At 43.0% G+C, this 25631-nt stretch carries 26 protein-coding genes and 2 pseudogenes; 8 read left to right on the plus strand and 20 right to left on the minus strand.

Annotated elements, in window-relative coordinates; genetic code table 11:
- Window positions 1-22 precede the first annotated feature (22 nt).
- The 18 genes from D2962_RS10455 to copZ form a co-directional block, all read right to left on the minus strand.
- Window positions 23-889 (minus strand): site-2 protease family protein, encoded by an 867-nt coding sequence (locus D2962_RS10455; protein ID WP_120768956.1) that lies wholly within the window; start codon window positions 887-889, stop codon window positions 23-25.
- Between the two features lie 13 nt (window positions 890-902).
- Window positions 903-1553, minus strand: a complete 651-nt coding sequence (locus D2962_RS10460; RefSeq protein ID WP_122014941.1) for a M23 family metallopeptidase — start codon at window positions 1551-1553, stop codon at window positions 903-905.
- A gap of 85 nt (window positions 1554-1638) precedes the next feature.
- A complete protein-coding gene (gene rodA / locus D2962_RS10465) occupies window positions 1639-2736 on the minus strand; it encodes a rod shape-determining protein RodA (protein ID WP_120765906.1) in 1098 nt (365 codons plus the stop codon).
- Between the two features lie 75 nt (window positions 2737-2811).
- Complete coding sequence (locus D2962_RS10470) at window positions 2812-4578, minus strand: cell division protein FtsA (protein WP_122014942.1); 1767 nt, start codon at window positions 4576-4578, stop codon at window positions 2812-2814.
- 16 nt (window positions 4579-4594) lie between these two features.
- The gene (gene minE, locus D2962_RS10475; RefSeq protein ID WP_120765904.1) at window positions 4595-4876 is read right to left on the minus strand and encodes a cell division topological specificity factor MinE; all 282 of its coding nucleotides are present in this window, start codon (window positions 4874-4876) and stop codon (window positions 4595-4597) included.
- The gene (gene minD, locus D2962_RS10480; RefSeq protein ID WP_120765903.1) at window positions 4864-5703 is read right to left on the minus strand and encodes a septum site-determining protein MinD; all 840 of its coding nucleotides are present in this window, start codon (window positions 5701-5703) and stop codon (window positions 4864-4866) included. Before minD ends, minE begins: the two co-directional genes overlap by 13 nt.
- Entirely contained in the window at window positions 5700-6347 is a 648-nt protein-coding gene (gene minC / locus D2962_RS10485) for a septum site-determining protein MinC (RefSeq protein ID WP_120765902.1), read from the minus strand. Before minC ends, minD begins: the two co-directional genes overlap by 4 nt.
- Window positions 6348-6448: 101 nt before the next feature.
- The gene (gene mrdA, locus D2962_RS10490; protein WP_122014943.1) at window positions 6449-8527 is read right to left on the minus strand and encodes a penicillin-binding protein 2; all 2079 of its coding nucleotides are present in this window, start codon (window positions 8525-8527) and stop codon (window positions 6449-6451) included.
- 17 nt (window positions 8528-8544) lie between these two features.
- Window positions 8545-9042 carry a rod shape-determining protein MreD gene (gene mreD / locus D2962_RS10495; RefSeq protein WP_245985068.1) on the minus strand — a complete coding sequence of 166 codons (498 nt, stop codon included), beginning with the start codon at window positions 9040-9042 and terminating at the stop codon, window positions 8545-8547.
- A gap of 2 nt (window positions 9043-9044) precedes the next feature.
- Window positions 9045-9896 (minus strand): rod shape-determining protein MreC, encoded by an 852-nt coding sequence (gene mreC, locus D2962_RS10500; protein ID WP_245985071.1) that lies wholly within the window; start codon window positions 9894-9896, stop codon window positions 9045-9047.
- Between the two features lie 17 nt (window positions 9897-9913).
- The gene (locus D2962_RS10505) at window positions 9914-10948 is read right to left on the minus strand and encodes a rod shape-determining protein (RefSeq protein ID WP_120765898.1); all 1035 of its coding nucleotides are present in this window, start codon (window positions 10946-10948) and stop codon (window positions 9914-9916) included.
- Window positions 10949-10990: 42 nt separating this feature from the next.
- A complete protein-coding gene (gene radC / locus D2962_RS10510) occupies window positions 10991-11686 on the minus strand; it encodes a RadC family protein (protein ID WP_122014944.1) in 696 nt (231 codons plus the stop codon).
- Between the two features lie 17 nt (window positions 11687-11703).
- Window positions 11704-12282: a Maf family protein gene (locus D2962_RS10515; RefSeq protein WP_120765896.1), complete on the minus strand. Its 579-nt coding sequence runs from the start codon at window positions 12280-12282 to the stop codon at window positions 11704-11706.
- An 11-nt stretch (window positions 12283-12293) separates the two neighbouring features.
- On the minus strand, window positions 12294-12542 hold the full coding sequence (locus tag D2962_RS10520; RefSeq protein WP_120765895.1) for a DUF4321 domain-containing protein: 249 nt from the start codon (window positions 12540-12542) through the stop codon (window positions 12294-12296).
- Window positions 12539-13078 carry a Gx transporter family protein gene (locus D2962_RS10525; protein WP_122014945.1) on the minus strand — a complete coding sequence of 180 codons (540 nt, stop codon included), beginning with the start codon at window positions 13076-13078 and terminating at the stop codon, window positions 12539-12541. The genes D2962_RS10520 and D2962_RS10525 overlap by 4 nt, the downstream gene beginning before the upstream one ends.
- Window positions 13079-13102: 24 nt before the next feature.
- Complete coding sequence (locus D2962_RS10530) at window positions 13103-13486, minus strand: NusG domain II-containing protein (RefSeq protein WP_120765893.1); 384 nt, start codon at window positions 13484-13486, stop codon at window positions 13103-13105.
- Window positions 13487-13633: 147 nt separating this feature from the next.
- The gene (locus tag D2962_RS10535; RefSeq protein WP_120765892.1) at window positions 13634-13834 is read right to left on the minus strand and encodes a hypothetical protein; all 201 of its coding nucleotides are present in this window, start codon (window positions 13832-13834) and stop codon (window positions 13634-13636) included.
- A 34-nt stretch (window positions 13835-13868) separates the two neighbouring features.
- Window positions 13869-14141 (minus strand): copper chaperone CopZ, encoded by a 273-nt coding sequence (copZ, locus tag D2962_RS10540; protein ID WP_245984601.1) that lies wholly within the window; start codon window positions 14139-14141, stop codon window positions 13869-13871.
- 189 nt (window positions 14142-14330) lie between these two features.
- Between copZ and D2962_RS10545 the strand changes: the two genes are divergently transcribed.
- The 8 genes and pseudogenes from D2962_RS10545 to D2962_RS10580 all read left to right on the plus strand — a co-directional run bounded on the left by D2962_RS10545 (window position 14331) and on the right by D2962_RS10580 (window position 21499).
- Complete coding sequence (locus tag D2962_RS10545) at window positions 14331-14900, plus strand: biotin transporter BioY (protein WP_120765891.1); 570 nt, start codon at window positions 14331-14333, stop codon at window positions 14898-14900.
- 187 nt (window positions 14901-15087) lie between these two features.
- Window positions 15088-16584, plus strand: a complete 1497-nt coding sequence (locus tag D2962_RS10550; protein WP_122014946.1) for a ThiF family adenylyltransferase — start codon at window positions 15088-15090, stop codon at window positions 16582-16584.
- Window positions 16581-17522, plus strand: coding sequence for a cysteine synthase A (cysK, locus tag D2962_RS10555; protein WP_122014947.1), 942 nt, complete (start codon window positions 16581-16583; stop codon window positions 17520-17522). Before D2962_RS10550 ends, cysK begins: the two co-directional genes overlap by 4 nt.
- A gap of 131 nt (window positions 17523-17653) precedes the next feature.
- Window positions 17654-18784 carry an ABC transporter ATP-binding protein gene (locus tag D2962_RS10560; RefSeq protein ID WP_122014948.1) on the plus strand — a complete coding sequence of 377 codons (1131 nt, stop codon included), beginning with the start codon at window positions 17654-17656 and terminating at the stop codon, window positions 18782-18784.
- 153 nt (window positions 18785-18937) lie between these two features.
- Window positions 18938-20254 (plus strand): annotated as a pseudogene (locus D2962_RS10565) (ABC transporter ATP-binding protein); the annotation flags it as partial.
- A gap of 207 nt (window positions 20255-20461) precedes the next feature.
- The gene (locus D2962_RS10570) at window positions 20462-20632 is read left to right on the plus strand and encodes a spore coat associated protein CotJA (RefSeq protein ID WP_120765886.1); all 171 of its coding nucleotides are present in this window, start codon (window positions 20462-20464) and stop codon (window positions 20630-20632) included.
- Window positions 20633-20653: 21 nt separating this feature from the next.
- Window positions 20654-20908, plus strand: a complete 255-nt coding sequence (locus D2962_RS10575; RefSeq protein ID WP_120765885.1) for a spore coat protein CotJB — start codon at window positions 20654-20656, stop codon at window positions 20906-20908.
- Between the two features lie 18 nt (window positions 20909-20926).
- Window positions 20927-21499, plus strand: coding sequence for a manganese catalase family protein (locus D2962_RS10580; protein ID WP_122014950.1), 573 nt, complete (start codon window positions 20927-20929; stop codon window positions 21497-21499).
- A gap of 138 nt (window positions 21500-21637) precedes the next feature.
- Here the strand turns inward: D2962_RS10580 and D2962_RS19630 are convergent.
- Window positions 21638-24051: pseudogene (locus tag D2962_RS19630) on the minus strand (heavy metal translocating P-type ATPase).
- Window positions 24052-24222: 171 nt separating this feature from the next.
- Entirely contained in the window at window positions 24223-25620 is a 1398-nt protein-coding gene (locus tag D2962_RS10590) for a sensor histidine kinase (protein ID WP_122014951.1), read from the minus strand.
- Window positions 25621-25631: the final 11 nt, after the last annotated feature.

The following is a 25631-nucleotide window of genomic DNA, read 5'->3' on the forward strand; positions in this document are numbered from 1 at the left end:
TATATGTATTATTCCCTATTTATTATATCAGGTCTTTTAATCTTATGTCTAATCCTTCCTGTATTATTTTGTCAAATATTTCCGTTTCAGTCAAATACTTTTTTATTTTCATGCCGTTATCCAGAATATAAACAAAATAGTATTTGTGAGGCATAAACTCGTACAGCAGTTGTTTTACCGGGGTTTTTTCCACGGCTGCGAGACCTTCTATGGGTAAAAATCCCTTCTTAAACAGTATTTCTTTTTTTCTGGCTATATGTTTAATAAAAAATAAAGGGGCTTCCTTTTGTTCTTTTGATGCATATATCAACAAAAAAAATCCGGCAATGATAAAATTGATAAAAAACCTACTCATAAATAAGCCTATGACAGCAGCCAGAAACATTACCAGTGCAAGAGCCTTGCTGAGTCCGGCAGCCACGCGTACCGCCGATATAAAATTCATATGCTGTCTGAGCCATAAAACAAAAACCCTTCCGCCATCTAAAGGAAGGGCCGGTAACATGTTAAAAAGCCCTATCATCAACTGATAATTAATAAAATTATTTCCTGTTTTGGGTGATATTACACTCTGGTTAATTAAAAACAATAAAAAAACCGATACAGCAAAATTAGCCATGGGGCCTGCCAGTGCAGTCAGCATTTCAACTTCAGGGACTGCTTCATCTAGATTTGCTATCTTTATTCTTCCACCAAAAGGTAAAATGTCTATCTTTTCTACTTTTATGCCCATAGCCCGGGCTGATATCACATGTCCCATCTCATGAAACCCCAGGGCCATCAAGGCAGCAATCATCTGGGCCCATAATCCCGCAAATAAGGAAGAAAATATTATAAGGGCAAAAAAAAAGTCGATATTAATATCCATCTCCAGGATTTTAAAAGTCATGATACCACCCGTATTAAGGTATATTTAACCATTTCTCAGGGTCCTGGGGAACATCATTCTTTAATATTTCAAAATGCAGGTGGGGTGAGTCTGCCAGGCCGCTCTTGCCCACGGTCCCTATTATGAAACTCTGTTTGACAATTTCATTTTGTTTTACATAAACATCCTTCAAGTGTGCATAAACCGTCGCAAGACCTCCATCATGATTCAGCTTTATAAAACGCCCCAGCTCCGGATCTTCTCCCACAGAAGCAACAACTCCATCAAGAACAGCTTTTACAGGAGTTCCTTCCTTTTGGGCTATATCAATACCGTTATGCATTCTTTCAACTTTTAAAACGGGATGTATCCTTTTTCCAAAAACCGAAGTGATGTCACCCGACACTGGAAGAACAAGAGATTTTGAGGCCGTTTGCTTAAAAACAGGGACACTTTCCGCCACCTGGGGGAGCTCCTTGAGGGTATCTGCCAGATTTTTAAAATCATATGTATATTTAAAAACATAATAGTCTATCTTGGAAAGCGCAAGATTTGTAAATGGGGTGTCGATTTTTTTAAGCAGGATTACGGCTATCAGCAGTAGCGCACATATAAGTACCTTTTTCAAATCCAGCATATTAAGCCAGTTTTTTTTAGGACTGCGTTCATAATAGTTATAATACATCTTGCGCACCCCCATATAATTCTTATATATATCTATTTTATAACAAGCTCGTTATTACAAAAAAATGCTCCTTTAAAAGAGCATTTTAAAACAATATTTTCTGTCGCCGCATACCGATATTTAACACAAGGCCCACGGACATCATGTTCATCAGAAAGGAACTTCCTCCATAGCTCATAAAGGGCAGCGGTATTCCTGTCACGGGCATTATTCCCAGAGTCATCCCTATATTCACCATCACCTGGAAAGTCCACATCGTGGCTATACCGATGACCATGTAGGTCCCCAGCAAGTCCCTGGCTTTAAAGGCTACCTGGATGGTATAGTATATCAATAGAAAAAACAAAACAAGCAGCAACATTCCCCCTACAAAGCCCAATTCTTCTCCCAAAACCGCGAAAATAAAATCTGTATGCTGTTCGGGGATAAAGTCCAGCTGATTTTGGGTTCCTTGGAACAGACCCTTCCCCAGGAGTTTACCCGAACCAATGGCAATCTTTGACTGAATTACATGGTAACCGGCCCCCAGTGGGTCCAGATTTGGATTTAAAAAAACCAGAATTCTTTTTTTTTGATAGTCATGTAAAAAGTTCCACAGCAGGGGAAGAGACATCACGCCTATTCCTATAATGGCTCCAAAAAGTTTGAAACTTATACCCGCCACAAATATCATACCGAATAGAATTGCAAGCAAAACCAGTGAAGTGCCCAAATCCGGCTGCTTCATAATAAGTATAAGAGGTATGCCCACATGAAAAAAAGCCAAAGCTACATCTTTTATATTATTTAAAGACTTCTTCCTGTCCAAATACTTTGCAAGGGTAATAATAAGGGCAAGCTTTGCAAATTCCGAAGGCTGAAGGCTGAACGGACCAAGGGGAATCCATCGCTGGGCTCCCATGCTTTCCCGGCCTAATATCATTACCGCTATCAACATACCAAGATTGACGGCATAAATAACATTCGACCATTGGGCAATTGTATGATAATCCACCGCCATTATAAAAAACATGGCCACAAGGCCAAGACAGAACCAAATAAACTGCATTTTGGTGTAATGGAAATTCCCCCCCGGAGCGGTGGCATGAGTGGCGCTGCTTATGATTAAAATACTAATAATTGTTATGATTACAATCACTATCAATATGTGATATTCTATATTTTTTAATAGTTTATAATTCATATAAAATGCCTCCCGAAAAACCCGATAACCATTATACCACAAATTAAAAATGACTATAAGATATCTTTTTATTTTTCAAGAGGGTATGTTTTTCCAGTATATATCTATTTCATCGCCATTTTGTACCGGGCTGGCAAAGCCGGCGTCACATCCGTTTATTTTCATGACAAGTTTGCCTGCCATGCCGTCAGGTTTAAAAGATATAATATTGAAGATGTCGCTTAAAATAAGCTTTTTTATCCTGAGGGTTATCGAGGCATTATCCATTATGTCTTCTTCGGGAGTAACCGGTTTACCATCAATGATTATATCCGGGTTTATACAAAAATCGCGGCCGTTTATTTTTATATTGATTTTATCATCATCATTAATAAAATCTCCCACTTTTGCCCTACCCGGTTCACCGTCCACCGCAGGTTTAAACGCAATGACATCCCCATCGGAAATCACGGCATCCAGCCCTGTTTTCTTCCCATTTATCATAATTTCAGCCGGTTTTGCCATTTTACCTTTAACCACTTTCAGGTCCCCGTTTAATTTAAAAGTCAAAGCCATCCCGGGTATGCCAAAAATCTGTGCCGGAGTAAATCCAGCATGAAGCAATGCTTTTAAAACTGTGGGTTTATCCTGTCCAAGAATATTTACCGCTATATCATTCACCTTTACATTAATAAAGGATAGGGTAGTGCCTTCCAGGGCATTGACGGCGATCCCCACCGGAGTCACTGCAAAAGGTCCTGAGAGTTCCTCCTGTCCTCCCACAAAGGCGATGTTTTCTCTGCTCCTTATTCCGACCCTATCTTTGGGTAAATCTAGTTGAGCGGCAATGCATTCCGCAAGGCCCGGCATCAGGCTGCCCCCGCCCACGCATATCACGGCTGCTGGAGCCTTGCCGTTAAGTCCCAATATTTTTTGAGCTATTTCGGAGGATAACTGATAAGTAGATGTTTTTACCGCTTCTAAAATATCCTTTGTGTCAAGCTCATGGTTTTGGCCTAAGATATCCTGAAAACATACTTTTCTCTTTGTCAAAAGTTCTCGCTTTACTCTTTCGCCTTCATTAAAGTCCAGAAGGTACGTCTCACATATCTTTTCTGTTATCTCATCACCGGCCATAGGCACCATACCATAGGCAAAAATGCTGCCATCTCTAGAAATGGCAATATCGGAAGTTCCCGCACCTATATCTACCAATGCTATGTTGAGCTTTCTCATGCCGGGAAGAATCACAACGGACCCGGCAGCTATGGGTTCCAGTGTGATGCTGTAAAGTTCAAGGCCGCACCTCTTCAATACTGTCAGCAGGCTTTCAACCACAGACCTGGGAAGAAAGGTCGCTACAATTTTAACCGAAATTGAACGGCCTTTCTGCCCTACAAGATTATCCAGTTCCTCATCTTCCAGGAACCACTTTACTATGCTGTAGCCCACGCAATGATAATCCGCAAAAGCGTCGGAAGCATTTTTCCCCGATATGGACTTTATGGCATTGGCCAGGGCATCGGCTTTAAGACAGTCTATATCCTCCCTGGTGATTTCCACAAAAGGTGAGGTATTTTTTCCGGCCACGGCTTCCACGGTATACAGGGCTCTGCCTGCAGCTGCCACCGCCGCCCTTTCCAGTTTTTTGCCCATTATGCTTTCCAGGGATTCCTTTATTTGCCTGACGCTGCCTGCCACAGCCTCAACATCATGTATCTGGCCGTCGTACATAGCCCTTCCCTTATGTTCCAGAACTTTATGAGCCAGTATCTCATAACCTTTTTCCTGTTTTCGTACCACCAGACCCACCACTGTCCTGGTTCCAATATCCAGGGCAAAAACTTCCTGTCCAATTTTCACGGAAAAATATCCTCCTTCAAATTTTCGCCAGGTGCTTCATCTTTTTTATAGGGATATTTGCCACCAGCGCCGGCACTGTAGTTTCTTCATCCTTCTTCATCCTTGTGAGTTTAATTTCCATACCGTCTTCTTCAATTTCCATATAGTCGGAAATGATGTTGATCAACTGGCCTTTAATCATTTCAAGAAATTTTGGCGATACATTAGCCCTGTCATGGACGAGGATCAGGCGTAATCTTTCTTTGGCAATATCCTTGCTGGCCACATCTTCCCTACCAAAAATTTTTAAAAAGTCCATCTGGCTCCCTCCCCTTTCGCTGTGCGGGCTTTTAATCCAAACAACATGCGCAGCTTGTCCATAAAGGTGGGTTCAACTTCTTCTATGGTCATCAAGGGTACATCTTCTCCCTCAATGCGCCGGGTTATGTTCCTATAAGCCTGGCCTGCTCTTGAGGCCTCGTCTGCCACAGCAGGCTCCCCACGGTTGGTGGATACCACGATTTTTTCATCTTCGGGAACCACTCCTAAAAGCTCTATGGCCAGGATATCTATCATATCATCAATATTCATCATGTCGCCGCGCTTCACCATGTCGGGCCTGATTCGGTTAATCAACAGTTTAGGCTCTTCAAAACCCGATGCTTCCAGAAGACCGACTATTCTGTCTGCATCTCTCACGGCAGATACTTCAGGGGTTGTAACTATAATGGCTTTGTCGGCTCCGGCTATGGCGTTTTTAAAACCCTGTTCTATTCCAGCGGGACAGTCTATGAGCACATAATCGAAATCCTTGCGCAGTTCATCACATAATTTCTTCATCTGGTCCGGTGTTACTGCTGTCTTATCCTTTGTCTGGGCTGCCGGTAAAAGATAAAGATTTTCGAAGCGCTTGTCCTTTATAAGGGCCTGTTTTAACCTGCATATCCCATGAGTTACATCTACCAGGTCATAAACAATCCTGTTCTCCAACCCCATTACAACATCCAGATTTCTCAGTCCGATATCCGCATCTACCATTACAACCTTTCTGTGTTTATAAAGAGCAAGGCCTGTCCCGATGTTTGCTGTGGTTGTGGTCTTCCCAACCCCTCCCTTTCCTGAAGTAATTACCAATACCTGACTCATTTAATCCCCTCCTGTTTTCTTTTTATGCTTTCAAAATTTAACTGGTAATATGGTTCTATTATAATGGCTTTGTCTTTCAAGCGTGCTATTTCAGGGAATTGCGGCACCTCTTGCTTCTCCTCCGGGGGTCTTGAAATGATACCGGCTATTCGGAGCTGGGTGGGCTGAAGCCGGAAAGCCGCCACAATTGCCGACATATCTCCGCGGGCTCCTGCGTGCGCCATACCCCTTAATACACCCATTACCAGGATGTCCCCTGCAGCTACAATTTCACTTCCCGGATTAACATCCCCGAGAATCACAATGGTTCCCTTATAGGATATTTTTTGTCCCGACCTCACAGTTTTCTTTAAAAGTAAAATGCGGTTACGGGATTGTCTCGGAAAAATAAAGGTTTTTGGAGGCGCTTGCTTTTGCAGGCTCATGTCGAATTCCTTTAAGAGCTGTTCAAGATTCATGTATTCTTCAGGGCTTAAAGTTCCGTTTTTTACTTTTATGTGAGCCCTGCTACCGGCGAAAAAATCTTTGCCGCTTTTTAGTTTTTCATAAATGGCATTTTTGGTGCTCTCAAAATCGGCACATTTTTCCAGTATTATACTGATACCATCCCGGTTACCTTTTATTATCACAGGTTCAATAGCCATAACAATTCCCTCCAACGCTTGCATAACATATTTATTCTTCATAAAACAGGTAATTCCTTCTTTTTCATGTAAAAAAACCAGAATCTGTAAAGATTCCGGTTTTACGGCTGAACAAGGTAATCTTCCTGCTTGATATTTTCATTAAGATGAAAATAAGTTTCCAGTATGGCTCTGGCCACGGGGCCACCTGTACTTCCGCCGGAACCCGCCTGTTCTATGAATACTGCTACAGCGATTTCCGGGTCATCAAAAGGTGCAAAGGCTACAAACCATCCATGCGGGTCTTTTGTCAGATCCCATTGAGCTGTTCCCGTCTTTCCGGCCAGCGGAATGGGAAAGTTGGCAAATGCCGAATAAGCGGTACCCCCGGGTGAGACTACTCCCCTCATGCCCTTCTTTATTATTTCAAAGGTCTTTGAAGAAACATCCACTCTTCCCGCTATCTCCGGTTTCTTTTCCAGCACCACCTTACCGCTGGCATCCACTATGGATTTTATTATATGCGGTTTCATCCAGTAGCCGTTGTTTGCAATCGCTGCAACATAGTCGGCAATCTGCAGCGGTGTGAAGCTATGATAACCCTGGCCTATGGCCGCATCCAGTGTTTCAGCGGGATACCAGACCTTATCTTCCGAACGTTTGAAAACACTCGCTTTGTAATCCCTGCTGGCCACCGTTCCCTCTTTTTCTCCCGGCAGTTCAATGCCCGTAAGTTTTCCCAGACCATACATCCTGGCATATTTCTCTATATTATCTATTCCCAAGCGCCTTCCCATTTCATAGAAAAATATATTGCACGACTGGGCAAGAGCTTTCACAATATTTACAGTGCCATGGCCGCCGGGCTTCCAATCTTTTTTGGGCGCTATGGTCCAGTAAACTCCGGGGTCGTATATATATTCTTTCTCTGTGGTTACCTTATTTTCCAGCGCTGCAGTAGCAGTTACCATCTTAAATACAGAACCGGGCGGATATGTCCCGGCTATGGCGGTATTGACCATGGGTCTCAGTGGGTTATTGACAAGACTTTGCCATTCTTTCTGAGTAATTCCCCGGGCAAACATATTGGGATCGAAGTCCGGGACGCTAACCATTGCCAGTACTTCACCGGTTTTAACATTGAGAACCACCACGGCACCCTTTTTTGCATTCGGAAATGGCTTGTATTTATCTGTTTGCAGCTTTAATAATTCTTCCCGCAGGGCATTTTCTGCCACCTGCTGTAACCTGGCATCAATGGTAAGATTTACGGTATCTCCGGGAATAGGCGGTTCCTGCCCTAATACTTTAATGGGTTTGCCGGTAGATGTCACTTCCACCTGTTGCCCGCCGTCCTTCCCTTTTAAATAAGGTTCCAGCACTTTTTCAAGCCCCATCTTACCTATCAAGTCTCCCGGCCGGTAGCCCTTATCTTTAAGTGATTGAAGTTCTTCTCGATTAATTTCGCCCACATATCCATAAATATGGGAACCAATATTTCCATACAGGTAATTCCGAATGGGTTCCACTTCAATAACCACACCGGGAAGACGGCTTTCCTCGATTCTGGAGATCGTTTGAAAATCCACATCGGTTTTTAAACGTACAGGCATGTACTTTTTATATCCCTGGTCCCTTATTCTGTTTCTGAAGGTGTCATAACGGTATGTGGCAAGCACCTGGGCGCCAGGCTTCAAGTTAAGGCTTATTTTACCTGTGGAAAAGTCTATTTTTTGGGGTATAACTTGTTTACCCGAAGCCTCTTCAAAGATCTTCACATCATTTTGGTCCAGCTTTCCGTCTCCGTTCAAGTCCACAATCGGTATCTGGTTTAACAAAAACTCTCCTTTTTCATCCAGCACATATTTTTCGTTTGATACATCGGTGAAATGTGGAATCTTCAGAATCTGGCCCAATGTTTGAAAAACCCTGTCCTGTTCATCTGGTTTTGAATTTACATTCATATATGATACCGTAAAACTGGGGCGGTTGTTGACAAGTTCCCTCCCGTACCTATCCTTAAAAACACCGCGAGGAGCCGTAACAGGGATAAGCCTTATACGGTTTTCCTGGGCCAGTTTTTCATATTCGTCGCCCTTAACAATCTGAAGTGTAGAAAGGCCGGCGGTTAAAAATACGAATACGCATACAACAGCACTTATGAAAATATATAAACGTTTTTCCAGCTTTTTTACATCCACGGTGATCCCCTCAAGGCTCAATATTTCACATTGAAATAGTAATCGAAAAATCGCTCTATTTTTACTATTGCGTAATATACAAAGGGTGAAATTATCATATTAAAAAGAGCCGACGGAAGAACAATCGGCGTGAAAAAATACCATGGATTTGTTATCTCCTTAAAAATCAAACTTAAAAAAATGAATATAATATTGTATACCAGGGTTCCCAGAAAAGTAAGGCTCATGGTGATAATAGCCGGACCCTTGAATATATCCCTGGTAAAATATCCCTGGATATAACCGGTAAGAAATTTTATTAGAGCATTAAAACCCAAAAACCTGCCATAAACTATGTCTTCTAAAATACCGTTGACAAACCCCATAAATGCCCCCATGTTCTCTCCTTTTACCAGTGAGCAGCATAAGGCGAAAACCAGGGGCAGGTCCGGTTTAATTCCCCCGATTTTAAAAAGTTCCATGACAGTAGATTGGAAAACCAGGAGTATAACCATTATAAAAACATATGCCATCATTCTCAAGGATTGCTACCTCCCTGGTTACCATTCTGGCTTTTAATTACAAATACCTGTTCAAGTTTTTGAAAGTCTACCTCGGGTCTTACTATTGCATACTGCATTAGGTCATACGGTTCTTTCTTTGCCTCCACCACTTCTCCTATTATAATTCCCTTGGGTATAATACCCCCCAGACCGGAGGATATCACCACGTCACCTTTGACGAGGTTGGCTTCCTGGGGCAAAAAAACCATTTTCACAAAACCTCTTGGAGCTGGATCTATGGTTCCTTTCAGTATGCCATTATCCCGTGTGCGTTCTATCATGGCACTGACCGAACTCCGGTCATCGGTTATCAGAAGCACTTTTGCATAGTTTTTCCCTACACTGATTGTATACCCTGCCAGGCCTTGATCTGTGATTACAGCCATATCCTTCCTTATGCCATTGTTTTCTCCCTTGTCAATTAAAATCACATTGAACCAGTTTCCGGGGTCCCTGCCTATGACTTCCGCCGCTTCCAGTTCATATTGAAAATTACGTTGTTTTAAACCCAGCATACTTCTGAGATTAATGTTTTCCCTCTGGTATTCTAAAAACCGCTGTTTGTATTGTTCAAGCTCCTTGACCTGTTTTCGCAGCTCTTCATTTTGTTTTTTCAGGGCAAACATTTCAGGAATGGTGCTAAAACCTTCTTTTATTGTTAAACTAGCTGTATACAAAACTTTTTGAGCTGGGCTAATGGCAGTTATAACCGGAAGCCCTAACCTGTTAAAAAGATCTTTATTTTTGGCTGTAAAATTTATAGTAAAAATGAGCACTGACAGAATGAGGGCCAGAAACCACCATCTTTTGCTCCTAAACAGACGCACCAAAAATACCACGCCCTTTAACCTACTTTCTTAGGAGAAATCAGCGCCCGTCTCCATGTATCCAGGCCCTCAAGCACTTTGCCTGTTCCCATAGCCACACAATCCAGGGGATTTTCGGCAATGTGCACGGGCATCCCTGTTTCCTGATTCACCCGTTTATCCAGGCCGGACAAAAGTGAACCTCCACCGGTCATAACTATGCCGCGGTCCATAATATCCGCCGCCAGTTCGGGGGGAGTTTTCTCCAGGGTTACTTTTATGGCATCGACTATGTTGTTGACAGGTTCCGCCAGAGCTGTCCTGACTTCTTCGGAAGTAACCTTTATGGTTTTTGGAAGGCCTGTTACAAGGTCTCTTCCCCTAACTTCCATGGATTCTTCTTTGGGTCCGCCGGCGGCAGAACCGATGGATATCTTTATCTCTTCTGCCGTACGTTCACCAATCATGAGGTTATATTCTTTTTTAATGTAATATACAATGGATTCGTCCATCTCATCTCCGCCGATGCGGATGGATTTGCTGGTGACTATGCCTCCCAGGGAAATAATAGCTACTTCGGTAGTACCACCGCCGATGTCAACCACCATGTTTCCCGTAGGCTCATTGACTTCGAGCCCCGCACCAATGGCTGCAGCCATGGGCTCTTCTATAATATAGGCCTCCCGGGCTCCCGCTTGAAGTGTGGCGTCAATTACAGCCCGCTTTTCCACCTCAGTAACACCGGAAGGCACGCCAACCACAACCCTTGGCTTTATGAATGTCCTGCTTCTCAGGGCTTTTGAGATAAAATATTTTAACATGCTTTGAGTCACATCAAAGTCTGCGATAACTCCGTCTTTCATGGGACGAATGGCGATGATATTGCCTGGAGTGCGGCCTATCATCTGTTTAGCTTCATCCCCTACAGCCAGAATAGCTCCAGTGTCTCTCTGGATGGCTACCACAGAAGGTTCCCTCGAAACTATGCCCTTTCCCCTCACATGAACCAGCGTATTTGCAGTACCCAGATCAATGCCCAAATCCTTTGATAGCATATTGAAAAATGAAACCATGAAAAATTTTTCTCCTTTCTAGTCGCCTCGTGTTTTTATTTATTATATTATTCCTTTTTCCCTAAGACTTATATATACGCCATTACCTATTATTACATGGTCAACAACCTCTATGCCCAGTATCTTCCCAGCCTCAATCAACCTTCTGGTGATTTCTACATCTTCACGGCTTGGGGCGGGATCTCCGCTCGGGTGGTTGTGAACCAGTATCATGGAAGCGCTGCTTCTCCTGATAGCCGGTTTAAAGACTTCCCGAGGGTGTACGATAGAGGAGTTAAGACTTCCTACGGATACGTCCTCAACGGAAATCACATGATTTTTTATGTTTAACAATATAACCTTGAAATGTTCTTTTTCTAAAAACCTCATTTCCTCCATAAGTAAATTTTTTACATCAACAGGTGTGTTTATAACTGTCGGATTTTGTCCGGTATATGAAGAAATCCTGCGTCCAAGTTCAACTGCGGCCTTTATTTGTACGGATTTTGCCAGGCCTATGCCTTTAATTTTGGAAAGCTCTTCTATGCTACTGTCGGCAACAAAGGCCAGACCGGATTTTGCACCATCTCCCTTTAAAATCCTTTGAGCCAGAACCAGGGCGGACTCGGTAGGAGTGCCTGTCCTGATCAGGAGAGCCAGAAGCTCTGCATCGCTTAATACCTGTGCTCCGTATCGTTCCAGGCGCTCCCTGGGGCGTTCTTCTTTTGGTAAATCCTTTATGGTAAAACTTTTTGTCAAAAGATTACCTCCTGATATTAAAGTATTTCGATGCCAAATTCCGCAAGTAGGGTGTTTAATTTGAACAAAGGCAATCCCACTATATTATAATAACATCCCTCAATTTTCTCAACCAGCAGCGACCCCTTGCCCTGAATGCCATAAGCCCCAGCTTTATCAAGGGGTTCACCAGTATTTATATAGTTTTCTATCTCCCTTTGGGAAAGGTTTTTAAATTTGACTTTGCTTTCCTCATAATCTTTAATTTGCCCGCCGGTTTTTGCATCTATTAAAGCTATGCCTGTATAAACCGAATGCCACCGGCCGCTCAGGCGGGAAAGCATCTCCATGGCCTGTTCTTTATCCCGGGGTTTTCCCAGAATTAGGCCATCTATCACAACAATTGTATCGGCGCCAAGGATAAGACCATCTTTATGCCGCCGGGCGACATCTTTTGCCTTATTTTCCGCCAGGGTGACTGCTATAAGATTAGGAGGCAGGTGTAAATGGATGCTTTCTTCACTGCCGCTGGGATCTACGGTAAAATCAAGGCCAAGCTGCAACAAGAGATGTTTTCGCCTTGGTGAAGCCGATGCAAGAATTATTTTTTTTGACACATTCATCGCCTCTACATGCGCTGGTACAAAAGTATACCAATGATCAGCCCTACAGCCGCCGCAAGATTAAGGTTAATGTTAAATCCAAAAGTCATCGTAGCAATGCCCATATCCAGTTTTGTGGGGGAAAGGCCGATGCTTTTACCATAGGCAAGAAGGGGCACATATTTTCCTAAAACCTGTCCCAAAACGCCTCCTATTACCAAACCCACCAGTAATATTATAACCAGTAATGCAGTGCTACGATAATTTCGTTTCATCTTTTTATCCTCTCCTCTCCCGGCAAATTGAATTTATTAAGCGTAATAAAAAGGTTCTGGCTTATAAAAAATGCCGCCAGGCCCGTAAAAAAACCGGTAAAAAGACCGATTACCATCAAAAACGGCAGGTAGATGTAAAGCCCAAAAGTAGAAAGAATAATGCTTGCCACTGTTACCTGGGCAATATTATGTGTAACTCCGCCAACGATGCTTATCCCCACCAGACTGAAGACCTTTCTAAAATATTTATAAAACAGGGCCATCATCAGTGTGCTCAGAACAGCTCCTGATAGGCTGTATAGAAGGCTTGACATGGAACCTGTCAGCAGAGCCCCAATAAGGCACCGGAGAATATTTACCGTTAGTCCTTCTTTAACGCCGTACATCACTATGGCCAGAAGTGAAATAATATTGGCAAGGCCAAGTTTTGCACCGGGTATTGGAAAGGGCACGGGTATCATATTTTCTATGATGTGAAGCACAAGGCCGAAAGTTACAAGAAGGGAGAGATATATTATCTTCTGGTGTTTAACCAAATTTATTCATCCTTTACATTTGCTTTAAAAGCTTACAGCATCTAGATCGTTTTGAGCCCTGTCGCTCTGAATTTTAACCACGACTCTATTCGGCAGGCAAACTAACATCTGACCGGGACGGCTTGCCCAGCCCTGACGTTCGCAGTCCTTGTCGGGACACGGGGAATAAAGCATCCTCACTTTATCCTTATCTACTTCCACTATGCTTTCCCCTAAGACCCCTGGTACCTTAACCTGCAGCTTTGGACCACCCTGGCCCAGGGATATTTTCTGAAAAGGTTGTCCATTTACCTCTATGACGGCATAAGTCTTGCCACCGCCGAAGCCGTAAGCCTGAAACCCTGCAAATATTAAAACGGCGCTGATCAGTATAAAGACTATGAGGATTTTATCTCCTTTAGTCACCATAAAACATCCCCGCCTGCTTTAATCTAAACTTAGTGTAACATTTTATTCCAACCAAAACAAGTGGAAAAATTCCCTAAAGGAAAGGCATTAAAAAAGATTTTATAAGGTGCTTTACCTTATAAAATCTTTGTCCTTTCTATGATGATATCAATCTTTTTTGTTTTTTTCTAAATGCGATTTTTCTTCAAGGATCCTTGCAAGTACCCGGGTTTTACAACTTAAATTGACAACAGAATTTTCCCCGGCTTTAAAATATCCTTTCACCGGTTCTGATATTTTCTTTATATCCTCATCTTCTTTGTGGTTTCCATCTAGCTTACTTTTTACTTTTACTGTACCATTTTTCATGATCTATCATCCTTAAACTTTTTCCATAAAGTTCTTACTCCTGTACATCGTATCCCGCATCTTCGATAGCTTTCTTTATGTCATCCAGGTTTATCTTTGAAGGGTCAAAGGATACGTTTACCTTACCCTGGTCCACTATGGCTTCTACTTTAGAAACCCCCGGCAAAACTCCTACCGAGGTTTCCACGGCTTTTTTGCAGTGGGCGCAGGACATGCCTGCCACATTCAGTGTAATGTCCGATCTAACCGGACCATGACTGCAGCAATGAGACATCTTATCATACCTCCATTTCTTATTATTAAACATTTTTAATATCCCCCAGTTGAAATAATTAAATACCTTATACTCCCCAGGGGTATTTTTATTTTATAACAAAATTTTTTTGACGTCAAGCAAATAATTGTAGACCTTTCTTTATTTTATGGTTGACAATATGGAAAATCTTATTTATACTTAACTTAAAATTAAAGATAAATGAAGGGAGTACATTCGACAATGCAAAAAGAAACTCAAACAACGTCCATTGCAGTTAGGGAAATGCCTTTTATCGGACTTTTTGCAGCACTGACTGCGGTTTTCAGCTATATTGAGGTCCCTCTGCCCTTTAGCCCTGTACCAATTACTGCCCAGACCCTGGCGGTGATGCTGGCGGGGAGCATACTCACTCCGGGGGCAGCCCTTTTGAGCATGGTGGTATTTTTGCTTCTGGGCATAATCGGCCTTCCGGTATATGCCGGAGGTGCCAGCGGTATCGGAACTTTCTTTGGACCCACCGGCGGGTTTCTAATGAGCTGGCCCATAGCCGCATTTATAATGGCCCATATAATGAGAAGAATTAAGCCGGGATTTATGTCAATTTTACTGGTCAACATTCTGGGTGGAATCATAATAATTTATGCCATAGGGGTTCTATACCTTGCCCGGGTGGCGCACCTGACATTGCCCGCTGCTCTTGTTGCCGGGGCACTGCCTTTCATACCGGGTGATGTAATAAAAGCATTGCTGTCTACTACCATAGCCCTTTCCATCAGAAAAGCCTTCAAAAATAATTTTCCAATGTACTAAATATTAAATACAAATCACTTATCAGCTTTACTTTATTCACTATTCACTATATTCACTTTTCCCCTGAATTTTCAGGGGATTTTTTATGGCTCAAACAAAACTTATTTGCAAAAAATGTTATAAAGGTATAAAATAATGTATAGTAAATCTATCTACTAACATGTAATTGATTAATAGGAGGGTTATTGTGATACTTCCTAAAGAAATGATTTACAGGTATATGAGACATATTATCATGCCGGAGATCAGCGGTCCCGGTCAAAAGAAGCTGCTGGAATCCTGTGTGGCTGTATTTGCAAGGTCTGCTAAGGATGCTGCTCCCTTGATGTACTATCTGGTGGCATCCGGGACAGGGCATATCAAATATTTTTTTGAGAATAATGAAGACATTGAATACCTAATAAAAAATTGGCAGGATTTAAACCCGGATTTGCTTGTGGAAAAAGTGAATTTTTCTCTGGATACCGGCAAGGCTTATCAAAACCAGGATGAAAAACTTTCATGCCGGATAGTTTTTGGCGACATCGATTTTATAAAGCGCATGTTGGATTCCATGAATCTTGAATTTAAAGACGGTTCCGAATCCATGGGGAATACATATTTTATCCCTACAATTTTTGTATTGCCATCTAATTGGTGTGGAGCCATACAAAATGTGAGAAATCCGGAAGGCCTTATATGCTTTTTCAGCTTATTGAATAAACTGCCCTTTAGGCTAACTGCTTTTGAAAACAGCCCACCTTTTGGAAGAGTATTTTCCCGCTGTCTCCTGGGGGCTCTGGCTGCCATCGAATTCATAAAGCTATGTTTGAATCTGGGCAGTATATCGGAAAATCTACTTTATTTTGATCTTCTGAAAATGGAATTTCAAAAGCTCAATACTAATAATGTTATTGCTTTTTTAAATGGCGTCTCACAGCCCATGTTAGAAAAAATGGTGGATGATATACAAATGAAGATATCGGATGCCAAGGTACTCATTGTGGGCACCGGCGGCCTTGGCTCCCCTGCAGCTTATGCATTGGCACTGGCCGGGGTTGGCACTATAGGACTGGTGGACGGCGACAGCGTAGAAATCAGCAACCTGAACCGGCAGATCCTTCATTCCACTTCCCGCATAGGGACTCCCAAAGTAAAATCTGCAGAAATGTTTTTAAAGAAACTTAATCCCGATGTCAATATAATTACATTTGAAACCCTTTTTACAAAATCCAATGCCATGGAGATAATAAAGTACTTTGACGTGGTTATAGACGGTGTTGACAATCTTCCCACCCGGTACCTTTTAAATGATGCTTGCTTTTTTTCGGGAAAGCCGCTGGCCGAGGCCGGTGTGCTGAGGTTTGATGGCCTGGGCATGACCATAGTGCCGAATGAAGGCCACTGCTACCGCTGCGTTTTCCCGAAAATACCTCCCGCCGGCAGTATACCTTCTTGCTCCGAAGCCGGTATACTGGGGCCTGTTCCGGGAGTTATGGGATTTATCGAAGCCGCAGAAGCCGTGAAAATAATAACAGGTGTTGGAGAGACTTTAAAAAATAGACTTATAATCTTTGATGCGCTGGATATGGATTTTAGAGTCACCGATGTCAGAAGGGATACCAACTGTCCTCTCTGCGGACAAAATCCTTCAATAAGAGATCTTACGGAATATGAAATAACATGCAAAGGAGATGCTCTATGAACAACAAACTAAACAAAATCAATGATTCCATTCTGGACCTTATAGGTCAAACCCCCATGGTAAAACTTTCCCGCATGTCTCCGGAAGGGGGAGCTGTCATAGCCGCAAAGCTGGAATCCTTTAATCCCGGCGGAAGCGTCAAAGACCGTATAGCTTTAAACATGATAAAAGCTGCAGAAGAAAAGGGTATATTGAAGCCGGGGGCCACGTTAGTGGAATCCACCAGCGGAAACACGGGCATAGGCCTTGCCATGGTGTGCGCCGTAAAGGGCTACCGGCTTATTCTTGTGATGCCTTCATCCATGAGTATAGAGCGGCGCAAGCTCCTCAAAGCTTATGGCGCCGATTTCGTGCTTACGCCTCCGGAGTTAGGTATGAAGGGTGCCATGGATAAAGCCATGGAATTAGTAGAACAGCATAAGGATTATTTCATGCCCCAGCAGTTTGAAAACCCCGCAAATCCGGCCATTCATGAGTTGACCACCGCCAGGGAAATATTGGAGCAGACAGGAGGAAAGCTTAATGCCTTCGTAGCCGGTGTAGGGACAGGAGGAACTATAACCGGTGTCGCCAGAGTCTTAAAAAAGGAAGTTCCCGGCATAAAAATTATTGCGGTGGAACCTCAAGCTTCCCCGGTGCTTTCCGGTGGAAAACCAAGTCCTCACAAGATTCAGGGCATCGGTGCCGGATTCGTGCCGAAGATCATGGACCTTTCATTGGTGGATGAGATCATCACCGTCGGCAATGAAGAAGCCTTTGAAACGGCCCGAAAACTTGCCACCACTGAAGGCATCCTGGCCGGCATTTCCTCCGGAGCCGCTACCTTCGCAGCCCAAAACGTTGCAAAAACCCTGAAACCTGGCGATCTGGTGGTAACGGTGCTTCCGGATACGGGGGAAAGATATCTGAGTGTGGAGGACTTGTTCTACGAAGAATGATTCAAAAAGGCAGGGTAAATTTAATCCCTGCCTAAAATTTTCCCGAAACTTTTCCGACTTTAATTTATCTTTATTTTTTTATAAAAATGTCATATAATCTTATCTGTGACCTGAATCTGGGAGGGGCTATCTTGAAAAGTTTTAAGCCGCTAGTTCCATTTTTAAAAAGGCACCTTGGAAGTTATGTTCTGGGAGTGCTTTTTCTTATGCTGGTCGATGCTATCCAGCTCATACCGCCGCATCTTCTGGGAAAAGCCACCGATGACTTGAAAAATGGCTTAATGACTCCAAAACTCCTGGGACTTTACGCCGCAGCTATTATCGGATTAGCCCTGGCAGTGGCCTGCGGCCGATTCCTCTGGCGCATGAACCTCATAGGAGCTTCCAGAAAATTGGAGATGGACCTTAGAAACCACCTTTTCAATAAATTACTGGAACTTTCGCCGGGGTATTACGACAACAAAGAGATACCTGAGATACAGGATGAAGATCCTATTAAAATAAATTCTCTTGAAGGACATATAACCATAAAAAATCTCACTTTTAGATATAAAAAAGAACTAAAACCTGTCCTTTCAGATATAAATATTGATTTAAAACCCGGTCAAACTTTAGGGGTTACTGGCCGGACCGGCAGCGGCAAGACTACCCTTGCAAGATTATTGCTTCGTCAGTATCCCGTACCAACCAATAGTATATTTTTTGATGGCATCGGCATAAATGATATTCCTCTTAAGACTCTTAGGGAAAATATAGGGTTTGTACCTCAAGACAGCTTCCTGTTTTCAGATACATTATCAGGAAATATAGGTTTTGCAGGAAATTTTCCCGATGAAGAAATAATAAAAGCGGCGAAACTTTCCGCCATTGATAAAGAAATAAGGGATTTCCCAAAGGGTTACTCCACCATCGTGGGCGAAAGGGGCGTCACCCTTTCCGGAGGCCAGAAGCAGCGCATATCCATCGCCAGGGCATTAATAAAAAATCCTAGAATACTGATATTGGACGATTGCCTTTCAGCAGTGGATGCAAGTACCGAAGAAAAGATCCTCATGAACCTAAAATCATATCTTTCAGGGCGCACCAGCATCATTATTTCCCACCGTATTTCCGCCATAAAAGATTGTGATGAAATAATCGTGCTAGAACAAGGCAAAATCTTTGAACGGGGTAACCATGAACAACTTTTAGAAAAGGGCGGTATCTATGCTCAAATGTACCGCCACCAGTTATTGGAAGAAAACTTGCTCAAGGAAGCCTGACTCCGGTGTAAAAAGTCTCCTTCCTACCGGCAGATGGTACGGCAGCCTGTCGCTCTTATCAGAAAGTAAAAAGGCCCGAGGAATGCGGCATAATATAGTGAACGTTACTTTTTCAATAGATATTGAGTGCTTAAGGAAAGTGAGGTAGAAAGAATGGAGTTTCAGCAGGAAGAGGTTTTGACAAAACCCTATGACCCGAAAATAATGCGGAGGCTCTTAAGTTATGCCAGACCATACACCCTTTACATCATACTCTCAGTAATCATGATTATGGTCGTTACTGTGGCGAACCTTTTGCGGCCCTATCTAATTATGACGGCAATAGACAAATACATAAATGTGTATCATGGCAGTGCAGCAAATTATGCCATACAGGGAGTTATACGCATAGGTAAGATATACCTTGCGATAATATTAATATCCTTTGTTTTAAATTATCTTCAAATATATATCATGCAACTGGTGGGTCAAAAAATCATTTACAACATGAGGCAGCAAATATTCGCCCATGTTCAGAGCCTCTCCCTTTCTTTCTTTGATAAAAACCCTGTGGGCAGGCTTGTCACCAGGGTGACTAACGACACTGACACATTAAATGAGATGTACACCAGCGTGATCTCAAATATCTTTAATGATATCTTTATACTATTGGGTATTGCCGTCATGATGTTTTCTTTAAATATTCACCTTGCCCTTATTTCTTTGGCGTTATCTCCTTTTATTATAATTACAGCTGTCTTCTACAGAAAATATGCCACTCAGGGATATCGGGAAGTTAGGGTGAGACTCGCCAGGATAAATGCGTACCTTGCAGAACATATAAACGGCATGAAGATAGTGCAGGTATTTCACCGGCAAAATAAAACGTTTGAGGATTTTATAAAGATAAACCAGGATTACTACAAAGCTAATATGGCACAGCTTTTGGTTTTTGCGGTTTTTAGACCTGCTATGGACTTTTTGTATTCCTTGAGCCTTGCTCTTCTAATATGGTATGGCGGTGGTATGGTAGTGAGAAATACCCTGGAATTCGGTGTCCTGTATGCTTTTGTAAATTACCTGGGACAGTTTTTCCAGCCTGTCTTTGACATGTCGGAAAAATATGATATCCTTCAGGCTGCCATGGCATCTTCGGAAAGGATCTTTATGCTGCTGGATACCGATGAGAAAATAAAGGACCCGGAAAATCCAACTTCTCTCACGAGTGTAAAGGGCGAGATTGAATTTAAGAATGTTTGGTTCGCATATAATGGGAATGATTGGGTCTTAAAAGATGTGAGCTTCCACGTAAAGCCCGGGGAAACGGTGGCTTTTGTAGGAGCTACCGGTGCCGGTAAGACCTCTATCATAAGCCTTTTGCCCCGCTTTTACGAGATTCAAAAGGGGCAAATCCTGATAGACGGCGTCGACATAAAAGACGTACGTCCGCAGGATCTTCGCCGGCATATCGGCGTGGTGATGCAGGATATGGCCAGAAAAGGCCTTTACTATCAACTATACCAGCTTCAGTTCAAAAATAAAGAAATAGAAAAATGTTTAAATAAGGCCTCCGCATCCTGAATATTTTAAGCCGGTGGAAGAATTTCCACCGGCTTTTGAATTGGAACCGAAAAAAAGGGCTCCGCATAATATACTACTGAAAAGTAGCACAAATTTTTGTGATGGGAGGAATTGAGAATGGGCAACATGGATGATATGAATAGAAATTATCACATGGATATGAAACTGGCCGAGGCCTATGTGCCCATGCAGATATATGGTGATACCTTTGATTTGAGGACTGCCTTGAACTACGGCACCCTTTTCCCGGAACTCTACAGGCCTTATCCGAGAAGGCCCGCCGCGTAAAATATTGTGGAGGTGATTTACATGCCTAACACCGACATGGTGGAAATGATAAAAGAAATACAGGCTGTGGATTTTGCGGTCTATGAACTCGCCCTTTTCCTGGACACTCATCCTGATGACCGCCAGGCTTTAGATGACCACAACAAACTGGCAAGAAGATCATACCAGTTAAAGGCTAATTATGAAGAAAAATATGGGCCGCTACGGCTTGACTCCCTTTCCCAGTATCCGTACCAATATATCAATGAACCATGGCCCTGGGAAATAGTTTATTAAAGATTGGAGGGAAAGTGAATGTGGTATTATGAAAAAAAGTTGGAATACCCGGCCAATGTCTCCAGGACAGATATGGCTATGGCAAAATACCTTTTTGCCCAGTATGGCGGCCCTGACAGCGAACTTTCGGCTGCAGTGAGGTATCTCACCCAGCGCTATACCATGCCTATCCCCCAGGCAAAGGCCGTTTTAACCGATATAGGCACCGAAGAGCTTGCCCACTGGGAAATTATAGGAACATTGATATATAAACTTACCGATGGAGCAACACCAGAACAACTCCGCCGGGCCGGTATGGGCGACCACTATGCCCAGCACGATAATGCTCCGTATCCCCATGATGCAGCCGGTGTCCCATGGACCGCCGCATATATCCAGGCTACCGGGGACCCCATAGCCGACCTGCATGAAGATCTGGCCGCTGAACAAAAGGCTCGCACCGCCTACGAACACCTGATAAATTTAACCGACGATGCCGGTGTCATAGCTACACTATCCTTCCTGCGCGAACGGGAAGTGGTCCATTTCCAGAGGTTCGGGGAAACTCTCATGCTGGTAAGGGAATATATGAACAACAAGCATATATTTTGAGTTTTTCACCCAAACCATAACTATAAGCCCTGGCAAACTCTTTTCAAAAAATCGGTTAGTCGGAAGTCGAAATTAGGGAATTTGCAATTGCAAATTCCCTTTTAGTATAATCAGAAAAAAACACATGGTTTCATGCAATCATCGAGCGGTTTCGGGCTTGAACCTTCTGAGCCTTAAAGCATTGGTGACTACCGATACGGAACTGAATGCCATGGCTCCTCCTGCGATGGCGGGGCTTAAAAATCCCAGGGCCGCAAAGGGTATCCCCACAGTATTGTATATAAATGCCCAGAAGAGGTTCTGCTTGATGTTTCTCATGGTGGCACGGCTTAGCTTGATGGCAGTTACTATTCCTCTAAGGTCTCCGCTCATAAGGGTGATGTCCGAAGCCTCCATGGCCACATCGGTACCCGTGCCTATGGCTATGCCTACATCGGCGGCAGCAAGAGCCGGAGCGTCGTTGATGCCGTCTCCCACCATGGCGGTAAGCTTGCCCTGCTTCTTGAGTTTTTCCACTTCCTGGGCCTTATTTTCCGGCAGCACTTCTGCCAGCACGTGATCAATTCCTACCTGCCTTGCAATGGCATTGGCCGTGCGCTTATTGTCGCCGGTGATCATCCACACTTCAATACCCAGTTTCTTAAGTTCATCTATGGCCTCTTTAGAATGGTCCTTCACGGTATCCGCCACCGCCACCACGCCTTCTATCTTGCCGTCGATGGCCATGATCATGGCGGTCTTTCCTTCGTCTTCTAATTTTGTAAGCAGGTTTTCAATGCCCTCTGTGGGAAGATTTTGTTTTGCCATAAGCCGCCGGTTGCCGAAATGTATTTCTCTGCCCTGGATTTTTGAGTATATGCCGTGCCCCGGAATGGCTTCGAAATTTTCCGGATCGAAAAGTTTCATATTAGCATCTTTGGCTTTATTGACAATAGCCTCCCCCAGAGGGTGTTCGGAACCTTTCTCGGATGATGCCGCAAATATCAATATCTCTTCGGGTTTCATATCTCCCAGGGATACAATGTCGGTAAACTTCGGGCTTTCCTTTGGTAATGGTTCCCGTTTTATCCAGGACAATGACCCTTATTTTATGAGCACGTTCCAGGTGCTCACCGCCTTTTATCAGGACACCATTTTCAGCACCCTTGCCGGTACCCACCATGACTGAAGTAGGTGTCGCAAGGCCCAGGGCGCATGGGCAAGCTATGACAAGAACCGAAACTGCATTGATAAGGCCTGCAGTGAAGTTGCCAAAGATAAAATACCATACCCCGAAGGAAATGGCAGCGATAACTATTACTATCGGAACGAATATTCCTGAAATCTGGTCTGCCAGCTTCTGTATGGGAGCCTTGGAACCCTGAGCGTCTTCCACCATCTTTATTATCTGGGCCAGTGCCGTATCCTTTCCGACTTTGGTGGCCTCAAACTTGAAGGTGCCGGTCTTGTTCAACGTGGCACCCACCACTTCATCTCCCACCTTTTTCTCCACCGGTATGCTCTCGCCGGTTAGCATGGACTCATCCACCGATGAATAACCTTCTATTATTTTGCCGTCAACCGGTATTTTCTCCCCGGGCCTTACCACCACTATGTCTCCCACTTCCACTTCTTCCACCGGAATATCCATTTCCTGGTTGTTCCTTATTACCCGGGCGGTCTTGGCTTGCAGGCCCATGAGCTTTTTGATGGCCTCGGAAGTCCTGCCCTTGGCCACCGCCTCCAGATATTTGCCAAGGGTGATGAGGGTAATGATCACCGCAGAAGCTTCAAAGTACAAATAATTGTGTATTACTTCCATAGGTAACGTAAACACATTATACAGGCTGTAGAAGAAGGCCGCTGTGGTGCCCATGGCAATCAAAACGTCCATATTGGCACCACCGCCTCTTAAAGCATGGTAGGCGCCCCTGTAATACCTGTAACCGATTATGAACTGGACGGGTGCTGAAAGAGCTATCTGAAACCATGGATTGTCAAGAATGCCGCCCGGTTTATCCATAATCCTCAGCACCATAGATATAACCAGCGGGATTGTAAGTATTGTTGATATTACCACAAGTCTTCCTAAAGACCTTATTTCCCGTTCTCTCTCTTGTTTTTCCCGATCTACATTCATCTCGGTTTTTTTCAAAAGCATCATAGCCTGTTTTCCTGACAATATTTATTAGATTCTTAATATCTATCTCACTGCTGTTGTACTCCACCGTAGCCGTCTCCGTGGCAAAGTTTACCGATGCCTTATAAACTCCCGGCGCTTTGGCGAGGGCTTTTTCTATTTTTGCCGCGCATGATGCACAATTCATGTTTTTTATTCCGAGTTCTGCCTTATCCAGAATTACATCATATCCTACATCTTTTATCTTCTGGATAAAGTCACTCACCGTCAACCGGCCTGAATCATATGTTATATTGGCCTTTTCGGCAGCAAAATTCACATTGACCTGCTGAACCCCAGGCATTTTGAAAATGGCCTTTTCTATCCTGGCGGCACAGGAGGCACATGTCATACCTTTTATCTTAATTCCCGCCTTGCTGACACTGCCCGACATATATAAGTTCCTCCTTTTAGATAAGTTTAGCTCAATGTGCCGACTAAGTCGGAATTCTCTATCTTAAACTCTAAATTCCGGCTTCCGACATCCTTATATTTTATACCCCCTATGGGTATCTGTCTTTTATTATACCTTTGTTTATTTTTTGTCAATAGAGGTAAATTTATTTTATGCATTTTTAGGTAAAACAACTGTAAACCTGGTACCCCTGCCTTTCTGACTTTCTACAGTTATCCTTCCGCCATGGGCTTCTATAAGGGATTTTGCGATACTCAAACCGATGCCCGTTCCTCCCGTTTTTCTACTTCTTGATTCATCGGTTCTATAAAACCTTTCGAAAATGTATGGAAGATCTTTTTGGTCTATGCCTATACCGGTATCCTCTATTATAATTTTAATATCATTTTTCGCATCATTTAATGAGACATACACAGAGCCCCCTGGATTGGTATATTTTAAGGCATTTGAAATGATATTGATTATAGCTCGACCTATTTTGTCTTTATCTCCATAGATATATACATTTTGTGTTATATTTGTGACAAGCTTTATGTCCTTTTCTTTAAACTCTAGTGTAAAAGCTTCTAAAATCTGCATTATTGACTCTGATAAATTGTATCTTTCTATCTTTTGCGCAATTATATGATTTTCTATATCGGTAAGGTCCTTGAGCTGTTCTACGAGTTTTGTGAGTCTTTCGACTTCATTTTTGCAAATGGCAAGTTTCTCCGGGGTGGGTTCCCATATTCCGTCGCTGATGGCTTCTATATGGCTTTGTAAAATGGTCAAGGGAGTCCGGAGCTCATGAGAAATATCCTGAGTCAATCTTTTTCTTAACTTTTCCTGTTCGCTCAGGGACCTGGCCAGGTGATTTATGGACTCGGAAAGCTGCTTAAGTTCCGTAACACCTGTAGGCACTTTCACTTGTATGTCTAAATTTCCTTTCCTTATTTGGTTGGCTGCATCGGTGATTTTTAAAATGGGATTAGACATAATTCTTGAAGAATAAATTCCTAGGGCCACCGATGCCATTACGGCAATTACAGCGGCATAGATAATCGAAGTATTTATCTGCCTTGAAAACTTTATTTCCCTCTCGGATATCGTAAAAGGCCCTACATATCCGATTTCAACACTACCGATACTTTTACCCTTTACCACCAAATCATATTTTTCCGATACATAACCGCTGAGCTCGGTATTTCCATCCATCATGTGGTTTTTCATCCATCCCATCATTTGCTTGTGCATATCCATCATGTCATACTCCATTGGATGTGCAAAAACTATCTTTCCATCAAGTGTCCTTATAACCACGTCAAACTCCTTTATTAGGGGTGAAAACTGTATATTTTTAAGGTTAGATTCTGTCCACGCATTTTCCAGACTATAGGTATTTTTTATAAGCTCTAAGATCTCATTGATCCTGTTTTTTTGTTCATTTTTCATATAGGCATTAAAGCTACCGAATAGATTTATATTGGTGATTACGCTGACCAGTATTATAGCAAAAAGAGTGCCGCCCAAAATTAACAGCGTAATCCTTGTCTTTAAATTTTTTATCATAAATTATCCCC

It is taken from the genome of Biomaibacter acetigenes, from assembly GCF_003691585.1.
Lineage (GTDB): Bacteria > Bacillota > Thermosediminibacteria > Thermosediminibacterales > Tepidanaerobacteraceae > Biomaibacter > Biomaibacter acetigenes.

Excerpts from the sequence above, each read along its gene's own strand:
- D2962_RS10455 (WP_120768956.1), bottom strand. The coding sequence starts at position 889 with ATGACTTTTAAAATCCTGGAGATGGATATTAATATCGACTTTTTTTTT.
- D2962_RS10460 (WP_122014941.1), bottom strand. The coding sequence starts at position 1,553 with ATGTATTATAACTATTATGAACGCAGTCCTAAAAAAAACTGGCTTAAT.
- rodA (WP_120765906.1), bottom strand. The coding sequence starts at position 2,736 with ATGAATTATAAACTATTAAAAAATATAGAATATCACATATTGATAGTG.
- minE (WP_120765904.1), bottom strand. The coding sequence starts at position 4,876 with ATGGACTTTTTAAAAATTTTTGGTAGGGAAGATGTGGCCAGCAAGGAT.
- minD (WP_120765903.1), bottom strand. The coding sequence starts at position 5,703 with ATGAGTCAGGTATTGGTAATTACTTCAGGAAAGGGAGGGGTTGGGAAG.
- minC (WP_120765902.1), bottom strand. The coding sequence starts at position 6,347 with ATGGCTATTGAACCTGTGATAATAAAAGGTAACCGGGATGGTATCAGT.
- mreD (WP_245985068.1), bottom strand. The coding sequence starts at position 9,042 with ATGATGGCATATGTTTTTATAATGGTTATACTCCTGGTTTTCCAATCT.
- D2962_RS10505 (WP_120765898.1), bottom strand. The coding sequence starts at position 10,948 with ATGGTTTCATTTTTCAATATGCTATCAAAGGATTTGGGCATTGATCTG.
- D2962_RS10520 (WP_120765895.1), bottom strand. The coding sequence starts at position 12,542 with ATGAAACGAAATTATCGTAGCACTGCATTACTGGTTATAATATTACTG.
- D2962_RS10530 (WP_120765893.1), bottom strand. The coding sequence starts at position 13,486 with ATGGTGACTAAAGGAGATAAAATCCTCATAGTCTTTATACTGATCAGC.
- D2962_RS10535 (WP_120765892.1), bottom strand. The coding sequence starts at position 13,834 with ATGAAAAATGGTACAGTAAAAGTAAAAAGTAAGCTAGATGGAAACCAC.
- copZ (WP_245984601.1), bottom strand. The coding sequence starts at position 14,141 with ATGTTTAATAATAAGAAATGGAGGTATGATAAGATGTCTCATTGCTGC.
- D2962_RS10545 (WP_120765891.1), top strand. The coding sequence starts at position 14,331 with ATGCAAAAAGAAACTCAAACAACGTCCATTGCAGTTAGGGAAATGCCT.
- cysK (WP_122014947.1), top strand. The coding sequence starts at position 16,581 with ATGAACAACAAACTAAACAAAATCAATGATTCCATTCTGGACCTTATA.
- D2962_RS10570 (WP_120765886.1), top strand. The coding sequence starts at position 20,462 with ATGGGCAACATGGATGATATGAATAGAAATTATCACATGGATATGAAA.
- D2962_RS10575 (WP_120765885.1), top strand. The coding sequence starts at position 20,654 with ATGCCTAACACCGACATGGTGGAAATGATAAAAGAAATACAGGCTGTG.
- D2962_RS10580 (WP_122014950.1), top strand. The coding sequence starts at position 20,927 with ATGTGGTATTATGAAAAAAAGTTGGAATACCCGGCCAATGTCTCCAGG.
- D2962_RS10590 (WP_122014951.1), bottom strand. The coding sequence starts at position 25,620 with ATGATAAAAAATTTAAAGACAAGGATTACGCTGTTAATTTTGGGCGGC.